Source organism: Curtobacterium sp. C1, from assembly GCF_021049325.1.
GTDB lineage: Bacteria > Actinomycetota > Actinomycetes > Actinomycetales > Microbacteriaceae > Curtobacterium > Curtobacterium citreum.
In genome coordinates this window covers 3,160,791-3,178,288 of the sequence record NZ_CP088076.1, presented here as the reverse complement: position 1 = coordinate 3,178,288, position 17,498 = coordinate 3,160,791, and the positions used below count along the sequence as shown (strand labels likewise).

Here is a 17,498-nt window from a genome sequence, read left to right as displayed (position 1 = left end):
GGCTACTGCGCCCGAGCGGCAGCGGGACCGCCGCCGCCGCCGTTCTCGTCGTTCACCTGCAGCGCGTGTGCGAGCTGCGCGTCGGTCTCGGTGTAGGTCTGCACCGAGGAGCCGAGCATGTCCGCCAGGGCCTTCGCGGACTCGCTGATCTTGTCGCGCTTGTCACCCCAGCGGTGGTCGAAGTCGTGCAGCGCGCTCTGCACCGTGCCCGACCCGATCTCGTCGTCGGATGCGTCGACACGCTTGTGTGCCTGCTCGAGCGTGCTGTGCACGGTCGTCAGGTCCTGCTGGAGCTCCCCGAGCCCCGTGAGGTCGACGAGCAGTCTGTCCGCCACGAAGTGTCCCCTCCCGGATCACGGACCACGAACCACGTCGACCCTGTGCCCCACGGGAACCGCGGGGCACAGGGTCGACGACGATGTCAGCCCTTGAGGCCGGAAGCGAGCGACTCGTCGGTGTCCGACAGGGTCTGCGACGCCTTGGAGAGGAACGAGGAGAGGCCGTCGAGACCCTGGATGGTCTGCGTGACGCCGCGGTTGAACTCGTCGTAGGACTCACCGAACGCGACGGACGACTTGTCCGTGACGTAGCCGTCCGAGATGAGCTGCTGGATCTTGCGCTGGAGGGCCGACAGACGGTCCTCGATGTCGGCCTGGCCGGCCTTGAGGTCCGAGGCCGCGGCCTCGAGGTCTGCGTACGAGACGTTGATGTTCGCCACGGTGTGACTCCCTTTCCCCGGAGTTTCGAGATGACCCCCCAACGGGGCGCACGAGAGGGGACATTACCATCGTGACACCAGGTGTAGTCAACGCTACGGGGGAAGACATGGCCTTCACGTTCACGATGGTCGACCGGGAGAGCGGCCAGACCGCGAACGTCTACGTCGACGGCGACGACACGCGACCGGTCGGCGACGTCGTGGCCGAGGCCGAACGGCTCATCGCGACCGACGTCACGACCTCCGGCCGCACCCCGACGTACTTCGTCGGCGAGCGGCCGCTCGACCTGCGCGCCCCGGTCGCCGAGTCGGGCGTCCGGTCGGGCGTCGTCGTGTCCCGCAGCACCGAGCAGGTCCCGCCGGCACCCCTCCGACCGCTCACCGACGCCGAGGTCCGGATCGTGTCCGGACTGCACGCCGGGACCGCCGTGCGCGTCTCGAACGGCACCGTGGTCGTCGGGACCCACCCGTCCGCGCACGTCCGCGTCCCGGTCGGCGCGACCGGTGCCGCCGTCGCCGAGGCCGACGGCACCGCGGCCGTCCCCGCCGTGGCGCTCCTGGTGACCGTGGCGGCCGACGGTGTCCGGGTCCGCCCGGCGAACGGGTTCGCGGGGGCCCTGCTCGACGGCGTCCCCGTGACCGAGGACGTCGCGTGGCCGGAGTCGTCGTTGCTGTCGGTCGGCAGCGTGCTCCTCGGCGTCGCCCGACCGGCGGACCGCGGCGCGCACCTGTCACTCTCCGACGACGGCTCGGCGCTCGAGTACAACCGCCCGCCGCGGCTCCTGCCCCCGGACGAGCACACCCGCTACCAGCTGCCGGCACCGCCGACCGAGCCGCCGGCCCGGGCGCTGCCGATCCTGATGGCGCTCGCCCCGATGGGCATGGCGGTCATGTTCGTGTCCACCACGGGCCGCTGGATCTACCTGCTCATCGCGCTGCTCTCGCCGATCCTGATGATCATCACGGGGCTGCAGGGCCGTCGGCAGGGGAAGAAGACGTACCGGCAGCGCGTCGCGGAGTACGAGGACACCAAGGCGAGGATCGAGGCGGACGCGACCGAGAGCCTCCAGTCCGAACGCGCGCGCTGGATCGCGAGCGCCCCCGACCCGGCCGTGGTCTACGACACCGCGGTCACGCCGCTGCCCCGTCTGTGGGAGCGGCGGCGCACCGACCCCGACCACCTGCTGGTGCGCGTCGGGACCGCGACCCAGCGGTCCGAGGTGACCATCGAGGACCCGGAGCAGCTCTCCCACAAGCGGACCGTCGCCTGGGACGCGGCCGACGTGCCGGTCCGGATCCGGCTCGCCGAACGGGGCGTGATCGGCATCGCCGGACCCGACGACGACGCCCGTCGTCTCGCGAACTGGGTCGTCGCGCAGCTGGCGACCCTGCAGAGTCCGAAGGACGTCTCCTTCACGCTCCTGACGGACAGCACCCGCACGGCGCTGTGGGAGTGGATGTCGTGGCTGCCGCACGTGCGCCGCACCGGCGCCGACCAGCCCATGACGAGCATCGCGACCGACGCCGCGTCGACCGCACGCGCGATCGCCGAGCTCGTCGCCCTGATCGAGGCGCGGAAGGAGGCCGGCATCGGGAAGAAGACCCCGCCGGCCGACGAGGTGGTCGTCGTGATGGACGGGGCGCGTCGCCTCCGCGCGATGCCGTCGCTCGTGCAGGTGCTCAAGGAGGGGCCGGCCGTCGGCGTGTTCAGCGTGTGCCTCGACCTGGACGAACGACTGCTGCCCGAGGAGTGCGACGCCGTCGTGGTCGTGCACGACGACCGGCTCCGGGTCACCCAGCAGCGCACCGAGCGCATCGACGACGCCCGACCCGACCTGGTCGACCAGGACTGGCTCGAGTGGGTCGCCCGCTCGCTCTCCCCGATCGTCGACGCGAGCCCGGACGTCGAGGACGGCGCGATCCCGTCGTCCTCGCGGCTGCTCGACGTGCTCGGGCTCGAGCCGCCGACGTCCGACGCCGTGCAGGCGCGGTGGCTCCTCGGCGGCCGCAGCACGACCGCCGTCGTGGGGGAGTCGATCGACGGCGCGTTCGCGATCGACCTGCGGAACGACGGGCCGCACGGACTGGTCGCCGGGACCACCGGGTCCGGCAAGTCCGAGCTGCTGCAGACCATCGTCGCGTCGCTCGCCGTGGCGAACCGGCCGGACGAGATGAACTTCGTGCTCGTCGACTACAAGGGCGGCGCCGCGTTCAAGGACTGCGTGGACCTGCCGCACACCGTCGGCATGGTCACGGACCTCGACACGCACCAGGTGGAGCGGGCGCTCGAGTCGCTCGGCGCCGAGCTGCGGACGCGGGAGCACGCGCTCGCGGAGGTCGGGGCCAAGGACCTCGAGGACTACCAGGACCTGCAGGCCAAGCGCGCGGGTACCGACCAGGCGGTGCCGAGCATGCCGCGGCTGCTCATCGTCATCGACGAGTTCGCCTCGCTCGCCCGGGAGCTGCCGGACTTCGTGAAGGGTCTGGTGAACATCGCCCAGCGCGGCCGGTCGCTCGGCATCCACCTGATCCTCGCGACCCAGCGCCCCGGCGGCGTCGTGTCCCCGGAGATCCGCGCGAACACCAACCTGCGCATCGCCCTGCGGGTCACCGACCAGTCGGAGAGCCAGGACGTCATCGGCGCGAACGACGCCGCCCGGATCGCGAAGGCGACGCCGGGTCGCGCGTACGTGCGGCTCGGCGCCGCCTCGCTGCTGCCCTTCCAGTCCGGTCGCGTGGGCGGCCGGCGGCCCGGCAGCGACGGCCTGGAGGCACGCCCCGCGTTGGTCCGGGAGCTCGCCTTCTCGTCGCTCAGCCAGCCGGCGCCGCGTCCGGCCGCCGTCGAGGTCGCCGCGACCGACGTGGAGGTCACCGACCTGAGCGTCCTCGTCGGCACCATCCGCGAGGCGACGCGTGCGATCGGCACACCCCCGCAGCGGAAGCCCTGGCTGCCCCCGCTCCCCGGCGTCGTCGGTCTGGACGACGTCGAGGCCGTCGGGACCGACGACCTCGGGCCGCTCGCCGTGGCCTGGGGCATCGAGGACCACCCGGCGGACCAGCGCCAGCGGCCCGCGGTGTTCGACCTGGACGAGGACGGGCACCTGTTCGTCATCGGGTCGCCGCGCTCCGGCCGCAGCCAGACCCTCCGGACGCTGGCCGGCGCGATGGCACTGCGACTCGGCGTCGGGGACGTCCACATGTACGGCATCGACTGCGGCAACGGGGCGCTGCTCGCGCTCGCCGGGCTCCCGCACTGCGGGGCCGTCGTGCAGCGGCACGAGCCCGAGCGGGTGTCGCGGCTGCTCGGCATCCTGCTCCGCACGGTGCAGGAGCGGCAGGCTGCGTTCGCCGCCGGCGGGTACTCCTCGATCGCCGAGCAGCGGTCCGACGAGCACACCACCTCGCTGCCGCACGTCGTCGTGTTCCTGGACCAGTGGGAGAGCTTCACGGCGACGCTGGGCGACGCCGAGAACGGGGCGCTGCACGACGCCGTCCAGACCCTGCTGCGCGAGGGCGTCGGGGTCGGCGTGCACCTCGTGGTGTCGGGTGACCGGACCCTGACCTCGGGGCGGATGTCGAGCCAGGTCGAGCGGAAGCTGCTCCTCGCGCTCGCCGACCGCGGGGACTACAACTACGAGGGCATCAACGGGAAGAAACTGCCGGAGGAGATCCCGCCGGGCCGCGGCTTCCGGAACGCGACCGCGACCGAGACCCAGGTCGCGGTGCTGCCGGGCGGCCTCGGCGGACGCGACCAGGCCGCGGCGCTCCGCGACGTCGGTGCCGAGGTGCGGCGCCACGTGCAGCCGGGCACGCCGAAGCCGTTCCGGATCGACGTGCTGCCGCGGTCGATCACGCTCGACGACGCGTTGCAGCACCTGCCCGAGGAGCACGCCGTGCCCGGTCGGGTCGCGCTCGGCGTCGGCGGGGACGAGCTCACGCTGTTCACGCACGACTTCGTGCAGGACACCCCCGTGTTCATCGTCGGCGGCAGCGCGCGGTCGGGCAAGAGCTCGGCGCTCCTGGCGATGGCGCAGCACGTGCTCGCCTCGGGCGGAGCGGTCGTCGCGGTCACGCCGCGGGACTCCGTGCTGCGCGGACTCGACGGCACCGCGGGCGTCTCGCTCGTGACGGACGCGGGGATCGGCGCCGAGGGGCTGTCGGCGCTCGTCGACGCGACCGCGGACCGGTTCACGCTCCTGCTCGTGGACGACGCCGAGGCGCTCAAGGAGAGCCCCGCGGAGCCGGTCTTCCGGGCCGTGATGGACTCCGACCGCGGGCGCTCGGTGGGCCTGGTGATCGCCGGCGACGTCGAGGGCGTGGCGAGCGGGTTCCGCGGGTGGCAGGTCGACGCGAAGAAGGCGCGGCGGGGGATGCTGCTCGCGCCGCTCAGCACCGTCGACGGGGACCTGATCGGCACGAAGCTCTCGAAGAGCCTCGTGACGCAGGACCGCGTGGTCGGTCGGGCGCTGCTGAACGACGCCGACCAGGTGCTGCGGCTCGTGCAGGTGCCGGGTCGGGCCTGACCGGCCCGCGCCGGTCGGCCCGTGCCTGGCCGGCGGGTGCCGGCTCAGGCGCCGACGGCCTCGATGAACGTCGCCGGCACGGCCAGGGCGAGGGTCACGCGGTCGTGGCCCTCGGCGAACTCGACCCCGGCGGCATGCGCCGCTGCGGCGTCGATCCGCAGCAGCACCGGGTGCGGGTCCTTCCGACGCCCGGCCTGCAGCGCGAGCTCCGGATCGGTGGTGAGGTGCGCGTACTGCCGCCCCATCGGCAGCAGGCCGTCCCGGAGGATCGCGGTCGCGGCGTCGGGCGAGGCCGCGTGCCACAGCACCGGCTGCGGGGTGATCGACCGCTTGACGATCCGCCTTGCTGGTCACTGTGTCTCGTCGTGCCACCGGATCAGTCTTCCTCGGATTCCTGTTCGGTGAGCCAGGTGGTACTTCAGCCCCGCAGCGCCTCGTCCACCAGCCCCACCACCGGCTCCGCCCGCAGCGTGTGCCCGCCGAACACCACGGTGTCCCCCGGCGCGACGACCGTCCGCTGCGCCGGGGCCAGCACGGTCGTCGGGACCCCGGGGCGGCGGAGCTCCACGCCGTTCGCCGACCCCGCGTCGAGCACCCAGAAGGACCCCTCGGCGCCGAACCCGAACTCCAGGTGCGTCCGGCTCAGCAGCCGCTCGGGGTCCGCGAGGGCGATGACGTGGTCGTGTCCGCCGTCGGGGTGCGCGCTCGCGGGGTCGCGGCCGATCAGCCCCGTCCCGGACACCGTCACGCGCTGTTCGTCGTCGAGCACGAGGACCGCGCCGGCCCGCTGCCGCGCGGGACCGGCGTCACGCCCGGCGGCGGCACCGCCGAGGGGGCGCTCCGGCAGGCGTGCGACGGTCGCCCGGACACGGTCGGCGGAGGCCCGCGGCGCCGGCGGGGGTGTGAGCACCGCGCGGGCGAGTTCGCCGCGGTCGGCCATCCGGGCGAGGTCGGCGTCGGTGACGTGCTCGACGACCGGCTCGGCGGGGCGCCGGCGGCGCCGGCGGAACGGCCAGATCCGCATCAGACGGCTCCGTCGCCGTGGCCAGGGTCGCCGACGGTCGCGGAGTCCAGGAGCTCGAACGTGTCGGTCACGGTCTCGAACAGCTCCAGGAGCGGCTCGGCCAGGTCGGTCGCGGGCGAGGACACGCTCACGAGCGCCACCTGACCGTCCGCGGGCACGAAGGTCTGCATGAGCACGACGTCGAACGAGCCGCGGTCGTCCGGCGCCTGCACGGTCGAGACACCCCACACGCGCGGGACCCGACCGACCCGGGGGACGTCGTGCACGTCGACGTGCATGCCGTCGTCGGCACCGCCGAGTGCCGCCACGTGGTCGGTCAGGCTGCCGAGCGGGTCCTCGGACCCCGTGGGTGCGGGGAGCACGCTGACGGTGAGTGCCCCGGAGACGATGCCGTCCTCGCTCGGCTCGGCGAAGGCCGCGCAGTACCGTGCACCGCTGTCCCACGCCGACCGGGCGAAGCGGCGGAGCACCCGGACGATCTCGGTCCGGTGGTCCCACAGGTCGCGGTGCTCGACGATCCGCTCCTGCACGAGGGCGCTGATCCGGTCGTCGCGGCGGTCCGGTTCGACGGGCAGCTCGAACCAGGACCGGGGGACCGTGATGGCGAAGTGGTCGGCCGGCATGCCCGCTACCGTACCGCGCGGTACCGGGCGGCCGTCCGGTGCATCGCCCGCAGCAGCAGGGGCCCCGGGAGCCGCAGGAGCGCCGCCGGCACCGCGCGGCGGACACCCCGGACGAGCCGGACGGCCCGTCGGAAGCGCCGCTGTTCGCGCGGTCCCCAGGGGAACCCGTACGCAGTGCGCAGGGCTCCGGGCAGCATCCCGACCGTGACGATCCGGACGAGCGGCATCGCGACCCGCACCCACGCGGGGGCGAAGCGCGGGTGGAGCAGGTCCCGGACGATCCCCCTGGCGTCGTCGGTGACGGTGAGCGTCGGCAGCGTCGCGGCCCAGTACCGGTCGAAGTCGGCGACGTCGCGGAACCAGTCCGCGGCTGGCACCCGCAACGCGGTCGCGATCGGCGCGTAGGCCGCGAGCACGTCCTCGGCCCGGTCCGGACCGAGCGGGTCGCCGAACAGTTCGTGGGCGCGGCGGGCGGAGTCGAAGAGGGTCGCCGCGACCCACAGCTGCCGCTCGACGTCGTCCGCGCCGGCGACGGGCCGGTGCGCGTGCTCGACGAAGGCGGTCGCCACGGCGGCGTCGGCGTCCGTGCCGATCACGACCGCGTAGACGAACATCAGGGTGTGGGCGAGCCGCTGCTGCGGTCGCCGCGCGAAGTCGGAGTGCCGTCGGACCCCCGCCGCGACGACCGGGTCCGCGATCTGCAGCAGGACGGCGCGGCCGCCGGCCGCGACGGGCGTGCTGTCGGCCAGCCAGTCCCGCAGGGCGCGGTCCGCGACCCGGCCGGTTGTCGGACGGGAGGCACGCCACCGGTCGTGCGCCGTGCCTCCAGGCCGTCGACCGGTCACGTCGCGGACCCGCGCCCGCGCGCCCGCAGCACCGGGACCACGTCCAGGAGGACGGCGGCGACGAGACCGACGCCACCGGCGACCGCCGCCGCGGCGACGCGGGCGGCGACGGCGTCGCCGGTGGCGGAAGCAGACGCGAGCAGGGCAGCGACGAGCCAGATGGCGGGGAGCGGCCAGGCGCGGGTCGGGCAACCGGTCACGACGGCGATCACGATCCCGGCGACGGCGAGCGCCACCCACGTGGCCGGGCCGTCACCGCGGACGAGCGTGTGCGCGCCGGCGGCCACCAGCAGGAGCGCGGCGAGGGTGAGCAGCCTCGCGATCGCAGGGACGCGGCGGACGGCGGCACGGACACGGCGGAGCACGGGCGGCAACCTACCGTCCCGTGCTCCGTCGCTGCCGTGCTGCGTCAGAGCGGCTTCGTGCCGAGGTCGCCGCCCAGGTCCGGACGGTCCTCGTCCTCGTCGTGCTCCCAGAGGTCCGGGGAGCCCTCGCGCGGGGCGCCGCCGGTGGGGCCGTCGTCCGAGCCGTCGCCGACCTGCGGCTCGACGGTCTCGCCCGCGACGGCGTCGTTCGTGACGGTCTCCAGGGACTCCTCGGACTCGTCGACCTCGTACGGCCCGACGTGCTCGCGGTCCACGTCGTCGGCGCGGCGCTCCTGGGCGTCGAAGTCGTCGACGGGGCTGATGCCGGGGTCGCTCATGGTGGCTCCTTGTCGTTCGCCCGATCGGGCGCGTTCGGTGGTCCTCCTGTGTACGCCGGGCGCCTGACGGGGCGTCCGGGATGCGCACTCCCGGCCCGGCTTCGCGTCGCGTTCACCCGGCGGACACCTGCGGGACACGGACGCGGGGCACACTCGCCGTGCTCGGGGGAGTGGAGCGCGGTCGCCGACGGGTGGTCGAGCGACCGCGCCTTCCCCCTGTGCTCGGTGTCCCGGGTTCAGACCCGCTCGAGCAGGTGCCGCTCCTCGACGTCGGCCAGTGCCAACGTCTTGTACCCGGCCGACTCGAAGAAGACGGTCACCCGGTCGTCCTCGGTGCTCATCACGGTGCCGTGGCCCCACTGCGCGTGCTCGACGGCCGACTCCGGCGGCCAGACGTCGTCGTGCGCACCGTCGGCGCCGTGCGCCCCCTGCTCGTAGGCGCTGCCCGACGTGCAGGTGTCGCAGTTCCCGCACGGCTCGGCGAGCTCGCCGCCGAAGTAGCCGAGCAGGAACTGGCGGCGGCAGCCGGTGGTCTCGGCGAACCGCCGCATCATCGCGATCCGGGACTGCTCGACCTGCTCGCGCTCCTCGGCGCGGGTGGTCGCACGCTTCGCGGCCTCGGCGGCGGAGTGCGGCGCGTCCGCGGCGCGGGTGATCCCGTCGGCGCCGTCGTCGAGCACGCCGGCCTCGACGAGGGTGTTCACCGCACGGCCCGCGGTCCGGGGCGACAGGCCGGACGCGTCGGCGAGGGCCGACCGGGCGATCGACCCGTCCGCGGGGACCGCGTCGAACACGGCGCGGAGCGACGCGGGCTTCGGGGTGCCGGTCGCGAAGAACCGGCGGAGGCCCAGGTCCTCGGCGCGGTAGTGCAGGGTCGCCGTCGCCGGGGCGCCGTCCCGTCCCGCACGGCCGATCTCCTGGTAGTGCGCGTCCACGGACTCGGCGACGTCGGCGTGCAGCACGAACCGGACGTCCGGCTTGTCGATGCCCATGCCGAAGGCGCTCGTCGCGACGACCACGTCGACCTCGCCGTCGTGGAAGGCGTGCAGGACGGCGTCACGGTCCCGGACGCGCATGCCCGCGTGGTACGGCCGGGCGTCCTTGCCGCGGGCACGGAGGGCGTCGGCGTACTCGTCGGTCTCCTTCCGGGTCGCGACGTAGACGATGCCGGTGCCGGTCGCGGCTGCGGCCTGCTCGACCACGGCCGCGCGCTTCTCGTCGGCGTCGGCGTAGCGCTCGACCTCGATGCGGATGCCCGGTCGGTCGAACCCGGCGGACAGCACGAGCGGGTCGCGCATCCCGAGGCGCGCGACGACGTCCTCGCGGACCGGGGCCGAGCCCGTCGCGGTGAGGGCGAGGACCGGCGGGCGGCCGAGGCGCTCCGCAGCCTCGCCGAGGGCCAGGTACGCGGGGCGGAAGTCGTGTCCCCACGAGGACACGCAGTGCGCCTCGTCGACGGCGAGCAGGGAGACGCCCGCCGCGGCCAGTCGCTCGACGACGTCGTCCTTCGCGAGCTGCTCCGGCGCGAGGAACACGTAGCGGACCTCCCCGGCGGCGATCGCGTCCCAGGCGTCCTCGACCTCGGCGGCCCGCTTGGCCGCGTTCACGGCCACGGCACGCGGGGCGTCCGGGTGCCGCTGCAGACCGACGACCTGGTCCTCCTGCAGCGCCACGAGCGGCGAGACCACGACCACGAGCCCGTCGAGCGCGAGCCCGGCGACCTGGTAGATCGCGGACTTCCCCGAGCCGGTCGGCATCAGGGCGAGGGCGTCGCGGCCGGCCAGGACGGCGTCGATGACCGTGGCCTGGGCGTCGCGGAGGTCCCAGCCGAAGACGTCGGCGGCGCGGGTACGGAGTGCGGTGTCCATCGGGCCCACCGTGCCCGGGTGCGGCTGGAGGTCCTCCCCGCGTGGCGCGTCGCGGCCATCCGGATCCGCGCACCGGGCGTCCACGCTGCGGCAGTAGGGTGGTCGCGGCCGTTGTCTCGACATCGAGCGACCCTCGACGTTGAGTGCGCGACCCGATGACCGATGCCGATCGCACGAACCGTGCGGGAAGAAGAACAGCGTGGATCTTTTCGAGTACCAGGCCAGGGACCTCTTCGAGTCCTACGGCGTCCCTGTGCTGCAGGGCATCATCGCCGACACCCCTGAGGAGGCGAAGGCAGCGGCCGAGAAGATCGGCGGCGTGGTCGTCGTCAAGGCCCAGGTGAAGGTCGGCGGCCGCGGCAAGGCCGGCGGCGTCAAGGTCGCGAAGACCCCGGACGAGGCGTACGAGCACGCGCAGGCGATCCTCGGCCTCGACATCAAGGGCCACACCGTCCAGCGCGTGATGGTCGCCCAGGGCGCCGACATCGCCGAGGAGTTCTACTTCTCGGTGCTGCTCGACCGGGCGAACCGCTCGTACCTGTCCCTCGTCAGCGTCGAGGGCGGCATGGAGATCGAGCAGCTCGCGGTCGAGAAGCCCGAGGCGCTCGCCCGCGTCGAGGTGAACCCGCTGACCGGGATCAACAAGGAAGCCGCGCTCGACATCGCCCGCCAGGCGAACTTCCCGGCGGAGCTGCAGGACCAGGTCGCCGACGTCTTCGTGCAGCTCTACGACGTCTTCGCCGGCGAGGACGCCACCCTGGTCGAGGTCAACCCCCTCGTCCGCACGGGCGACGGCCAGATCCTGGCGCTCGACGGCAAGGTCTCGCTCGACGAGAACGCCGACTTCCGGCACCAGGAGCACGCGCAGCTCGAGGACACCGCGAGCGAGGACCCGCTCGAGGCCAAGGCGAAGGCCCACGGCCTGAACTACGTCAAGCTCGACGGCCAGGTCGGCGTGATCGGCAACGGCGCGGGGCTCGTCATGTCGACGCTCGACGTCGTCGCCTACGCCGGTGAGCGCCACGGCGGCGTGAAGCCCGCCAACTTCCTCGACATCGGCGGCGGCGCCTCGGCCGAGGTCATGGCGAACGGCCTCGACGTCATCCTCGGCGACCCGCAGGTCAAGAGCGTGTTCGTGAACGTCTTCGGCGGCATCACCGCCTGCGACGCCGTCGCGAACGGCATCGTCGCCGCGCTCGGCATCCTCGGCGACGCGGCCACCAAGCCGCTCGTCGTGCGCCTGGACGGCAACAACGTGGACGAGGGCCGTCGGATCCTGGCGGAGGCCGCGCACCCGCTGGTCACCGTCGCCGCGACCATGGACGATGCGGCCGAGCAGGCCGCCGAGCTCGCCGCGGCCGCGGCGTAAGGAGCACCAGAGCAATGTCGATCTTCCTCAACAAGGACTCGAAGGTCATCGTCCAGGGCATCACCGGCGGTGAGGGCACGAAGCACACCGCGCTCATGCTCAAGGCCGGTACGAACGTCGTCGGCGGCGTGAACGCCCGCAAGGCCGGCACGACCGTCACGCACGGCGACGTCGAGCTGCCCGTGTTCGGCTCGGTGCGCGAGGCCATCGACACCACCGGTGCCGACGTCTCGATCGTGTTCGTCCCGCCGGCGTTCGCGAAGGACGCCGTCATGGAGGCCATCGACGCCGAGATCCCGCTCGTCGTCGTCATCACCGAGGGCATCCCGGTGCAGGACTCCGCCGCGTTCTGGGCGCACGCCAAGGCCCTCGGCGGGAAGACCCGCATCATCGGCCCGAACTGCCCCGGCATCATCACCCCCGGGGAGTCGCTCGTCGGCATCACCCCGGCGACGATCACCGGCAAGGGTCCGATCGGGCTCGTGTCGAAGTCCGGCACCCTGACCTACCAGATGATGTACGAGCTGCGTGACCTGGGCTTCTCGACCGCCATCGGCATCGGCGGCGACCCGGTCATCGGCACGACGCACATCGATGCGCTCGCCGCGTTCGAGGCAGACCCGGAGACCACCGCGATCGTGATGATCGGCGAGATCGGCGGCGACGCCGAGGAGCGCGCGGCCGACTACATCAAGGCGCACGTCACGAAGCCGGTCGTCGGCTACGTCGCGGGCTTCACCGCGCCCGAGGGCAAGACGATGGGCCACGCGGGCGCCATCGTGTCCGGTTCCGCGGGCACGGCCGAGGCGAAGAAGCAGGCCCTCGAGGCCGCGGGCGTGAAGGTCGGCAAGACGCCGTCCGAGACGGCCGCGCTGCTGCGCGAGGTGGTCGCCGCCTCGTAGGCGGTCCGGTCACCCGACCCCACGACGCAACGGGAGGCACGGTGCGGGCTGGCACCCCTCCCTCGCAGGCTCGGTCGGCGCGCCCCGCGCAACGCTTCGCGTTGCCGCTGAGCGGGGCGCGCCCGTCCGTCCGTGGTCGCGTGGATGTCCACGGGTGCCGCGCGGCTCGCCCGCGCCGGCCCGGGCGGCACGTACCCTGGCCCGGATGAACCGCCTGGGAACCGCACTGCTGGCCGCCGTCGAGGCGATCGTGACGGTCGGCGTGGGCATCGGCATCGCGCTCGTCCCGCTGACGCTCCTCTGGGGGTTCGAGTACGGCCTGCAGGTCGACTGGGACGTCTTCTGGAAGGCGACCGGCAGCGTCTGGCTCGTCGGCCACGGTGTCGACGTGACCTTCCGGCTCGGTTCCGCGGTGGCCGGCGCGTCCGGGGTGGACGGCGCCGCCACCCCCATCCACGTGTCCCTCGCGGCGCTCGGGTTCGCGGTCGTGACCGCCTGGCTCGGCGGTCGGGCCGGACGACGGTTCGCCGAGACCGAGCACCGGACGACGGGCCTGCTCGTCGGCACCGGGGTCGTCGCGGCCCTCGGGCTCGCGGTCGCACTGTCCTCCCGCTCCGCGGCCACCGACCCCACCGTCTGGCAGGCCGTCGTGCTGCCCGCGCTGTGGTTCGCCGTCCCCGCGGTCGTCACGTCCGAGGTCTGCCGCGTGCGCCGCGGGCTGCCGGCGGACCCCCTCGCCCGTCGGGTGCTCGCGCTCGTCGACCGCATCCCCGGACGGTGGCGCACGCTCGCCGGGTTCGGGCTCCGCGCGGGCACGGCCGCCACCGCGGTGGTCGTCGCCGTCGCGGCGCTCCTGGTCGGGCTGGTCCTGCTCGCCTCGTTCGCCGACGTCATCGCCCTGTACGAGCGCTCGCACGCGGGGGTCGTCGGCGGCATCGCGCTGACCGTCGGGCAGCTCGCCTTCGTGCCCGACCTGGTCGGCTGGGCCACCGCGTGGCTCGTCGGACCCGGCTTCGCGATCGGCACCGGCTCGAGCGTCTCGCCGATCGGCATCGTGCTCGGCCCGATCCCCGGCCTGCCCGTGTTCGGCGCGCTCCCCGCGGCCGGCCACACCTTCGGTCTGCTCTGGGTGCTCGTGCCCGTCGTGGCGGGGTTCGTCGTCGGCGGTCTGCTCCGGCCGCGGCTCGTGCGGGCGCTCGGCGCCGACGACTCCGCGCTGTACCGGGCGCTCGCCGGGGTGGCGACGGGCGTGGTCGCCGGGCTGCTGACCGGCGTCGCCACCGGGCTGACCGCCGGGTCGTTCGGGCCCGGTCGTCTCGCACAGGCGGGTCCGGACGGACTCGTCGTCGGGTTGTTCGCGGCCCTCGAGGTCGGCGTGCCCGCGGTCGTCGCGCTCGCGATCGGCAGCGACCTCGTCCGGCTGCCCGAGCGCGGCTGGGGCCGGGAGCGCTGGCACGAGGCGGACGACGACGTCCCGGCGGACGAGACCGCTGCCGACGCCGCTGACGATGCGCGGGCCGGATCGCTCCTCGCGGCCCTCGACGACGCCGGCGCGGGACGGTCCACGCAGTCGCACCGGTTCGTGGTGCACGAGGCGCACGACGCCGCCACCCGTGCCGCGGCGGACGACCACCCGACCGAGCCGATCCACGACGAACCGGCACCGGCGGACGAGCCGACGCCTTCGCCTCCGCCGGCACCGGCCCCGTCTCCGTCACGGGAGCCGTCGCCGGAGCCCGAGCCGGAGTCCGACGCGGTGCCGCTCCCGGCCTGGGCGCGCACGGACGCCGTCGCGGCGGAGCGCATCGAGCCCGCTCCGTCGTCGCACGGGGCGACCGCGCCGTCCCGCGGCGGTGTGAGCAGCCTGCGCGACCGACTCCGGGGCGCCGCCGACGGCGTCCGGAGCCGTGCCGGGGACCTGCGCGACCGCGTCACGGGTTCGGGCGCCGACCGCCCCGGGGGCCCCGCGGACGAACCGCTCCCGCACGCGCCGGGCACCGAGCAGCAGCCCGCGTTCCCGTGGAGCACCGAGGAGTTCGTCGCCGGCCGGCACGACGACACCGGCACCGACCTGACCGACACCGACCTGACCGACACCGACGTGGACGGCAGCGTCGTGGACGGCACGGGATCCGAGGGCACCGCGGAGCCGGCGCGGACGGCCCGCCCTCCGCGCTGGGACACGACCGACCAGATCGCCGAGGACGAGCTGCCCTGGTGGCGCCGTCCGAAGCACGACGCGTAGTCCTCCGCGCACCGCCGCTAGGCTGGTCCCCGTGCTCGAACTGGTCGTCCTGATCTCCGGTACCGGGTCGAACCTGCGGGCACTGCTCCAGGCGGCCACCGATGCCGAGTACCCCGCACGCGTCGTCGCGATCGGGGCCGACCGCGACGCCGAGGGCCTGGGGCTCGGCGAGGAGTTCGGCATCCCGACCTTCACCGTCCCGTTCTCCCGCTTCACCACGCGCGAGGAGTGGGGCGCCGAACTCGCCGCCCAGATCCGCCCGTGGTCGCCCGACCTGCTCGTGCTGTCCGGCCTCATGCGCCTGCTCCCGCACCAGGTCGTGTCGGAGTTCGCCCCCGCGATCATCAACACCCATCCGGCGTACCTGCCCGAGTTCCCCGGCGCGCACGGCGTCCGGGACGCGCTCGCGGCCGGGGTCGACCAGACCGGCGCGAGCGTGATCCAGGTCGACGACGGCGTCGACACCGGGCCGATCCTCGCCCAGGAACGCATCCCGGTGCTGCCGGGCGACACCGAGTCGACGCTGCACGACCGCATCAAGCCGGTTGAACGCCGACTCCTCATCCAGACGATCCTCGACATCGCCAACGGCACCACCGACCTGAAGGGCACCCCGAGCGCATGAGCGTGCACGCCGCCGATCCCAGCCTCTACCGCCACCGCGACGTCGTCCCCGTGCGGCGCGCGCTCGTCTCGGTGAGCGACAAGAGCAGCCTGCTCGAGCTCGCCGGGGCCCTCGCCGACGCCGGTGTGGAGCTCGTCTCGACGGGCAGCACCGCGCAGACGATCCGCGACGCCGGGTACGCCGTGACCGACGTGTCGAGCGTGACCGGGTTCCCGGAGTCGCTCGACGGCCGCGTCAAGACCCTGCACCCGGCCGTGCACGCGGGACTCCTCGCCGACCTGCGCCTGGCGTCGCACGAGCAGCAGCTCGGGGACCTCGGCATCGCGCCGTTCGAGCTCGTCGTGGTGAACCTGTACCCGTTCGTCGAGACGGTGGCCTCGGGCGCCGACGCGGCGACGGTCGTCGAGAACGTCGACATCGGCGGCCCCGCGATGGTCCGGGCGTCCGCGAAGAACCACCCGAACGTGGCGATCGTCGTCTCGCCGTCCTCGTACGCCGAGGTCGTCGAGGCCGTCCGCGCCGGGGGGACGACGCTCGAGCTCCGGAAGCGCCTCGCCGCGCAGGCCTTCGCCCACACCGCCGCCTACGACACCGCCGTGGCGTCGTACTTCGCGACCGACGTGGTCGAGCAGGCCGCGGCACCGACGGTCGACGGCGACGTCGCGACCCCCGGCGCGTTCGACGGCGAGCTCCGGCTGCAGGCCGAGCTCCGTGCGACCCTCCGCTACGGCGAGAACGCCCACCAGGCGGCCGCGCTGTACACGACCGCCGACGGCACGGGCATCGCCCAGGCGACCCAGCTGCACGGCAAGGAGATGTCGTACAACAACTACGTCGACGCCGACGCCGCCGTCCGGGCCGCGTACGACTTCGACACCCCCGCCGTCGCGATCATCAAGCACGCGAACCCGTGCGGCATCGCGATCGCCCCGGCCGACGCCCTCGACCCGATCGCCTCGGCGCACGCGGCAGCCCACGCCTGCGACCCGCTGTCGGCGTTCGGTGGAGTCATCGCGGCGAACCGCCCGGTGACGAAGCAGATGGCCGAGACGGTCAAGGACATCTTCACCGAGGTCGTCGTGGCCCCCGGCTTCGACCCCGAGGCCCTCGAGATCCTGTCGCAGAAGAAGAACATCCGCCTGCTCACGCTGCCGACGGACTTCGCGCTCGCCGAGCACGAGGTGAAGCAGATCTCCGGCGGCTTCCTCGTGCAGGACGCCGACCGCTTCACCGGCTTCGACCAGTCCACGTGGGACCTCGTCGCGGGGGAGCCGGCGGACGACGCGACGCTCGCCGACCTGGCCTTCGCGTGGAAGGCCAGCCGCGCGGTGAAGTCGAACGGGATCCTGCTCGCCGACCGCGGCGCGAGCGTCGGCGTCGGCATGGGCCAGGTCAACCGGGTCGACTCCTGCCACCTGGCCGTCACGCGCGCTGGCGAGCGGGCCGCGGGGAGCGTCGCCGCGTCCGACGCCTTCTTCCCGTTCGCCGACGGCCTGCAGGTGCTGCTCGACGCCGGGGTCCGCGCGGTCGCCCAGCCGGGCGGCAGCGTCCGCGACGCCGAGGTGATCGCGGCGGCGCAGGCGGCCGGCGTGACCATGTACTTCACGGGCGAGCGCCACTTCTTCCACTGACCGACGCCGACCGACGCCGACCGACGCCGACCGACGCTGACCGACGCCGACCGACGCCGACCGACGCCGACCGGCGATGATCGACCCGCTCGGACGGAATCGACACCGCGTCCAACAACAGGAATCTTCCTCGGATCCGTTGCGCGACACGTCCGCCCGGGAATAGTCTGCAAGGCTCCGCAACAGGTGCTGACGATCCCCGACGGATCGGCGGCAGCGCGGACACAACGGTGACGAAGACGACGACTGGAGTGACGATGGACACGACGACCGGCACAGTGGCGACGGCTGCCCGGACGGGTCTCGTGTCCCTCGTGGGGACCACTCCCGCTCCGCGACCCCGGTACCGCGCGCACATGCCGCGACGGACCCCGGCCGCGGCCGCCGTCTAGCCAGGCCCCTCCCACGGCCCCGTGCCCGAC

At 73.9% G+C, this 17,498-nt stretch carries 15 protein-coding genes; 6 read left to right on the top strand and 9 right to left on the bottom strand.

The window, feature by feature from the left end; genetic code table 11:
• Window positions 1-2: 2 nt before the first annotated feature.
• Both LQK89_RS15220 and LQK89_RS15215 read right to left on the bottom strand, forming a co-directional pair.
• Entirely contained in the window at window positions 3-335 is a 333-nt protein-coding gene (locus LQK89_RS15220; RefSeq protein WP_231049603.1) for a DUF6507 family protein, read from the bottom strand.
• 86 nt (window positions 336-421) lie between these two features.
• Window positions 422-718: a WXG100 family type VII secretion target gene (locus tag LQK89_RS15215; protein ID WP_174777378.1), complete on the bottom strand. Its 297-nt coding sequence runs from the start codon at window positions 716-718 to the stop codon at window positions 422-424.
• A gap of 107 nt (window positions 719-825) precedes the next feature.
• Here LQK89_RS15215 and LQK89_RS15210 point away from each other — a divergent pair, with 107 nt between their 5' ends.
• Complete coding sequence (locus LQK89_RS15210; RefSeq protein WP_231049602.1) at window positions 826-5,241, top strand: FtsK/SpoIIIE domain-containing protein; 4,416 nt, start codon at window positions 826-828, stop codon at window positions 5,239-5,241.
• A 44-nt stretch (window positions 5,242-5,285) separates the two neighbouring features.
• Here the strand turns inward: LQK89_RS15210 and LQK89_RS15205 are convergent, their stop codons facing one another.
• The 7 genes from LQK89_RS15205 to LQK89_RS15175 all read right to left on the bottom strand — a co-directional run bounded on the left by LQK89_RS15205 (window position 5,286) and on the right by LQK89_RS15175 (window position 10,304).
• Window positions 5,286-5,549, bottom strand: coding sequence for an RNA 2'-phosphotransferase (locus LQK89_RS15205; RefSeq protein ID WP_231049601.1), 264 nt, complete (start codon window positions 5,547-5,549; stop codon window positions 5,286-5,288).
• Between the two features lie 110 nt (window positions 5,550-5,659).
• Entirely contained in the window at window positions 5,660-6,265 is a 606-nt protein-coding gene (locus tag LQK89_RS15200; protein WP_174777380.1) for an FHA domain-containing protein, read from the bottom strand.
• On the bottom strand, window positions 6,265-6,888 hold the full coding sequence (locus LQK89_RS15195; protein WP_231049600.1) for a hypothetical protein: 624 nt from the start codon (window positions 6,886-6,888) through the stop codon (window positions 6,265-6,267). Before LQK89_RS15195 ends, LQK89_RS15200 begins: the two co-directional genes overlap by 1 nt.
• A gap of 5 nt (window positions 6,889-6,893) precedes the next feature.
• On the bottom strand, window positions 6,894-7,733 hold the full coding sequence (locus tag LQK89_RS15190; RefSeq protein ID WP_231049599.1) for an oxygenase MpaB family protein: 840 nt from the start codon (window positions 7,731-7,733) through the stop codon (window positions 6,894-6,896).
• Entirely contained in the window at window positions 7,730-8,098 is a 369-nt protein-coding gene (locus LQK89_RS15185; protein ID WP_231049598.1) for a hypothetical protein, read from the bottom strand. The genes LQK89_RS15190 and LQK89_RS15185 overlap by 4 nt, the downstream gene beginning before the upstream one ends.
• Window positions 8,099-8,142: 44 nt before the next feature.
• The gene (locus tag LQK89_RS15180; RefSeq protein WP_058741266.1) at window positions 8,143-8,436 is read right to left on the bottom strand and encodes a hypothetical protein; all 294 of its coding nucleotides are present in this window, start codon (window positions 8,434-8,436) and stop codon (window positions 8,143-8,145) included.
• 236 nt (window positions 8,437-8,672) lie between these two features.
• A complete protein-coding gene (locus tag LQK89_RS15175) occupies window positions 8,673-10,304 on the bottom strand; it encodes a RecQ family ATP-dependent DNA helicase (protein ID WP_231049597.1) in 1,632 nt (543 codons plus the stop codon).
• A 199-nt stretch (window positions 10,305-10,503) separates the two neighbouring features.
• Between LQK89_RS15175 and sucC the strand changes: the two genes are divergently transcribed.
• The 5 genes from sucC to purH all read left to right on the top strand — a co-directional run bounded on the left by sucC (window position 10,504) and on the right by purH (window position 17,076).
• Entirely contained in the window at window positions 10,504-11,673 is a 1,170-nt protein-coding gene (gene sucC / locus LQK89_RS15170; RefSeq protein ID WP_231049596.1) for an ADP-forming succinate--CoA ligase subunit beta, read from the top strand.
• A 14-nt stretch (window positions 11,674-11,687) separates the two neighbouring features.
• A complete protein-coding gene (gene sucD, locus LQK89_RS15165; RefSeq protein ID WP_058741263.1) occupies window positions 11,688-12,575 on the top strand; it encodes a succinate--CoA ligase subunit alpha in 888 nt (295 codons plus the stop codon).
• Window positions 12,576-12,780: 205 nt separating this feature from the next.
• The gene (locus LQK89_RS18065; RefSeq protein ID WP_269145903.1) at window positions 12,781-14,820 is read left to right on the top strand and encodes a cell division protein PerM; all 2,040 of its coding nucleotides are present in this window, start codon (window positions 12,781-12,783) and stop codon (window positions 14,818-14,820) included.
• 31 nt (window positions 14,821-14,851) lie between these two features.
• Window positions 14,852-15,445, top strand: a complete 594-nt coding sequence (gene purN, locus LQK89_RS15150; protein ID WP_231049595.1) for a phosphoribosylglycinamide formyltransferase — start codon at window positions 14,852-14,854, stop codon at window positions 15,443-15,445.
• Window positions 15,442-17,076 (top strand): bifunctional phosphoribosylaminoimidazolecarboxamide formyltransferase/IMP cyclohydrolase, encoded by a 1,635-nt coding sequence (purH, locus tag LQK89_RS15145; protein WP_231049594.1) that lies wholly within the window; start codon window positions 15,442-15,444, stop codon window positions 17,074-17,076. The genes purN and purH overlap by 4 nt, the downstream gene beginning before the upstream one ends.
• Window positions 17,077-17,498 lie beyond the last annotated feature (422 nt).

Bases quoted from the DNA above. Each gene is read 5' to 3' on its own strand.
- LQK89_RS15175 (WP_231049597.1), bottom strand. From the start codon at position 10,304: ATGGACACCGCACTCCGTACCCGCGCCGCCGACGTCTTCGGCTGGGAC.
- LQK89_RS15195 (WP_231049600.1), bottom strand. From the start codon at position 6,888: ATGCCGGCCGACCACTTCGCCATCACGGTCCCCCGGTCCTGGTTCGAG.
- LQK89_RS15200 (WP_174777380.1), bottom strand. From the start codon at position 6,265: ATGCGGATCTGGCCGTTCCGCCGGCGCCGCCGGCGCCCCGCCGAGCCG.
- purH (WP_231049594.1), top strand. From the start codon at position 15,442: ATGAGCGTGCACGCCGCCGATCCCAGCCTCTACCGCCACCGCGACGTC.
- LQK89_RS15210 (WP_231049602.1), top strand. From the start codon at position 826: ATGGCCTTCACGTTCACGATGGTCGACCGGGAGAGCGGCCAGACCGCG.
- sucD (WP_058741263.1), top strand. From the start codon at position 11,688: ATGTCGATCTTCCTCAACAAGGACTCGAAGGTCATCGTCCAGGGCATC.
- LQK89_RS18065 (WP_269145903.1), top strand. From the start codon at position 12,781: ATGAACCGCCTGGGAACCGCACTGCTGGCCGCCGTCGAGGCGATCGTG.
- LQK89_RS15180 (WP_058741266.1), bottom strand. From the start codon at position 8,436: ATGAGCGACCCCGGCATCAGCCCCGTCGACGACTTCGACGCCCAGGAG.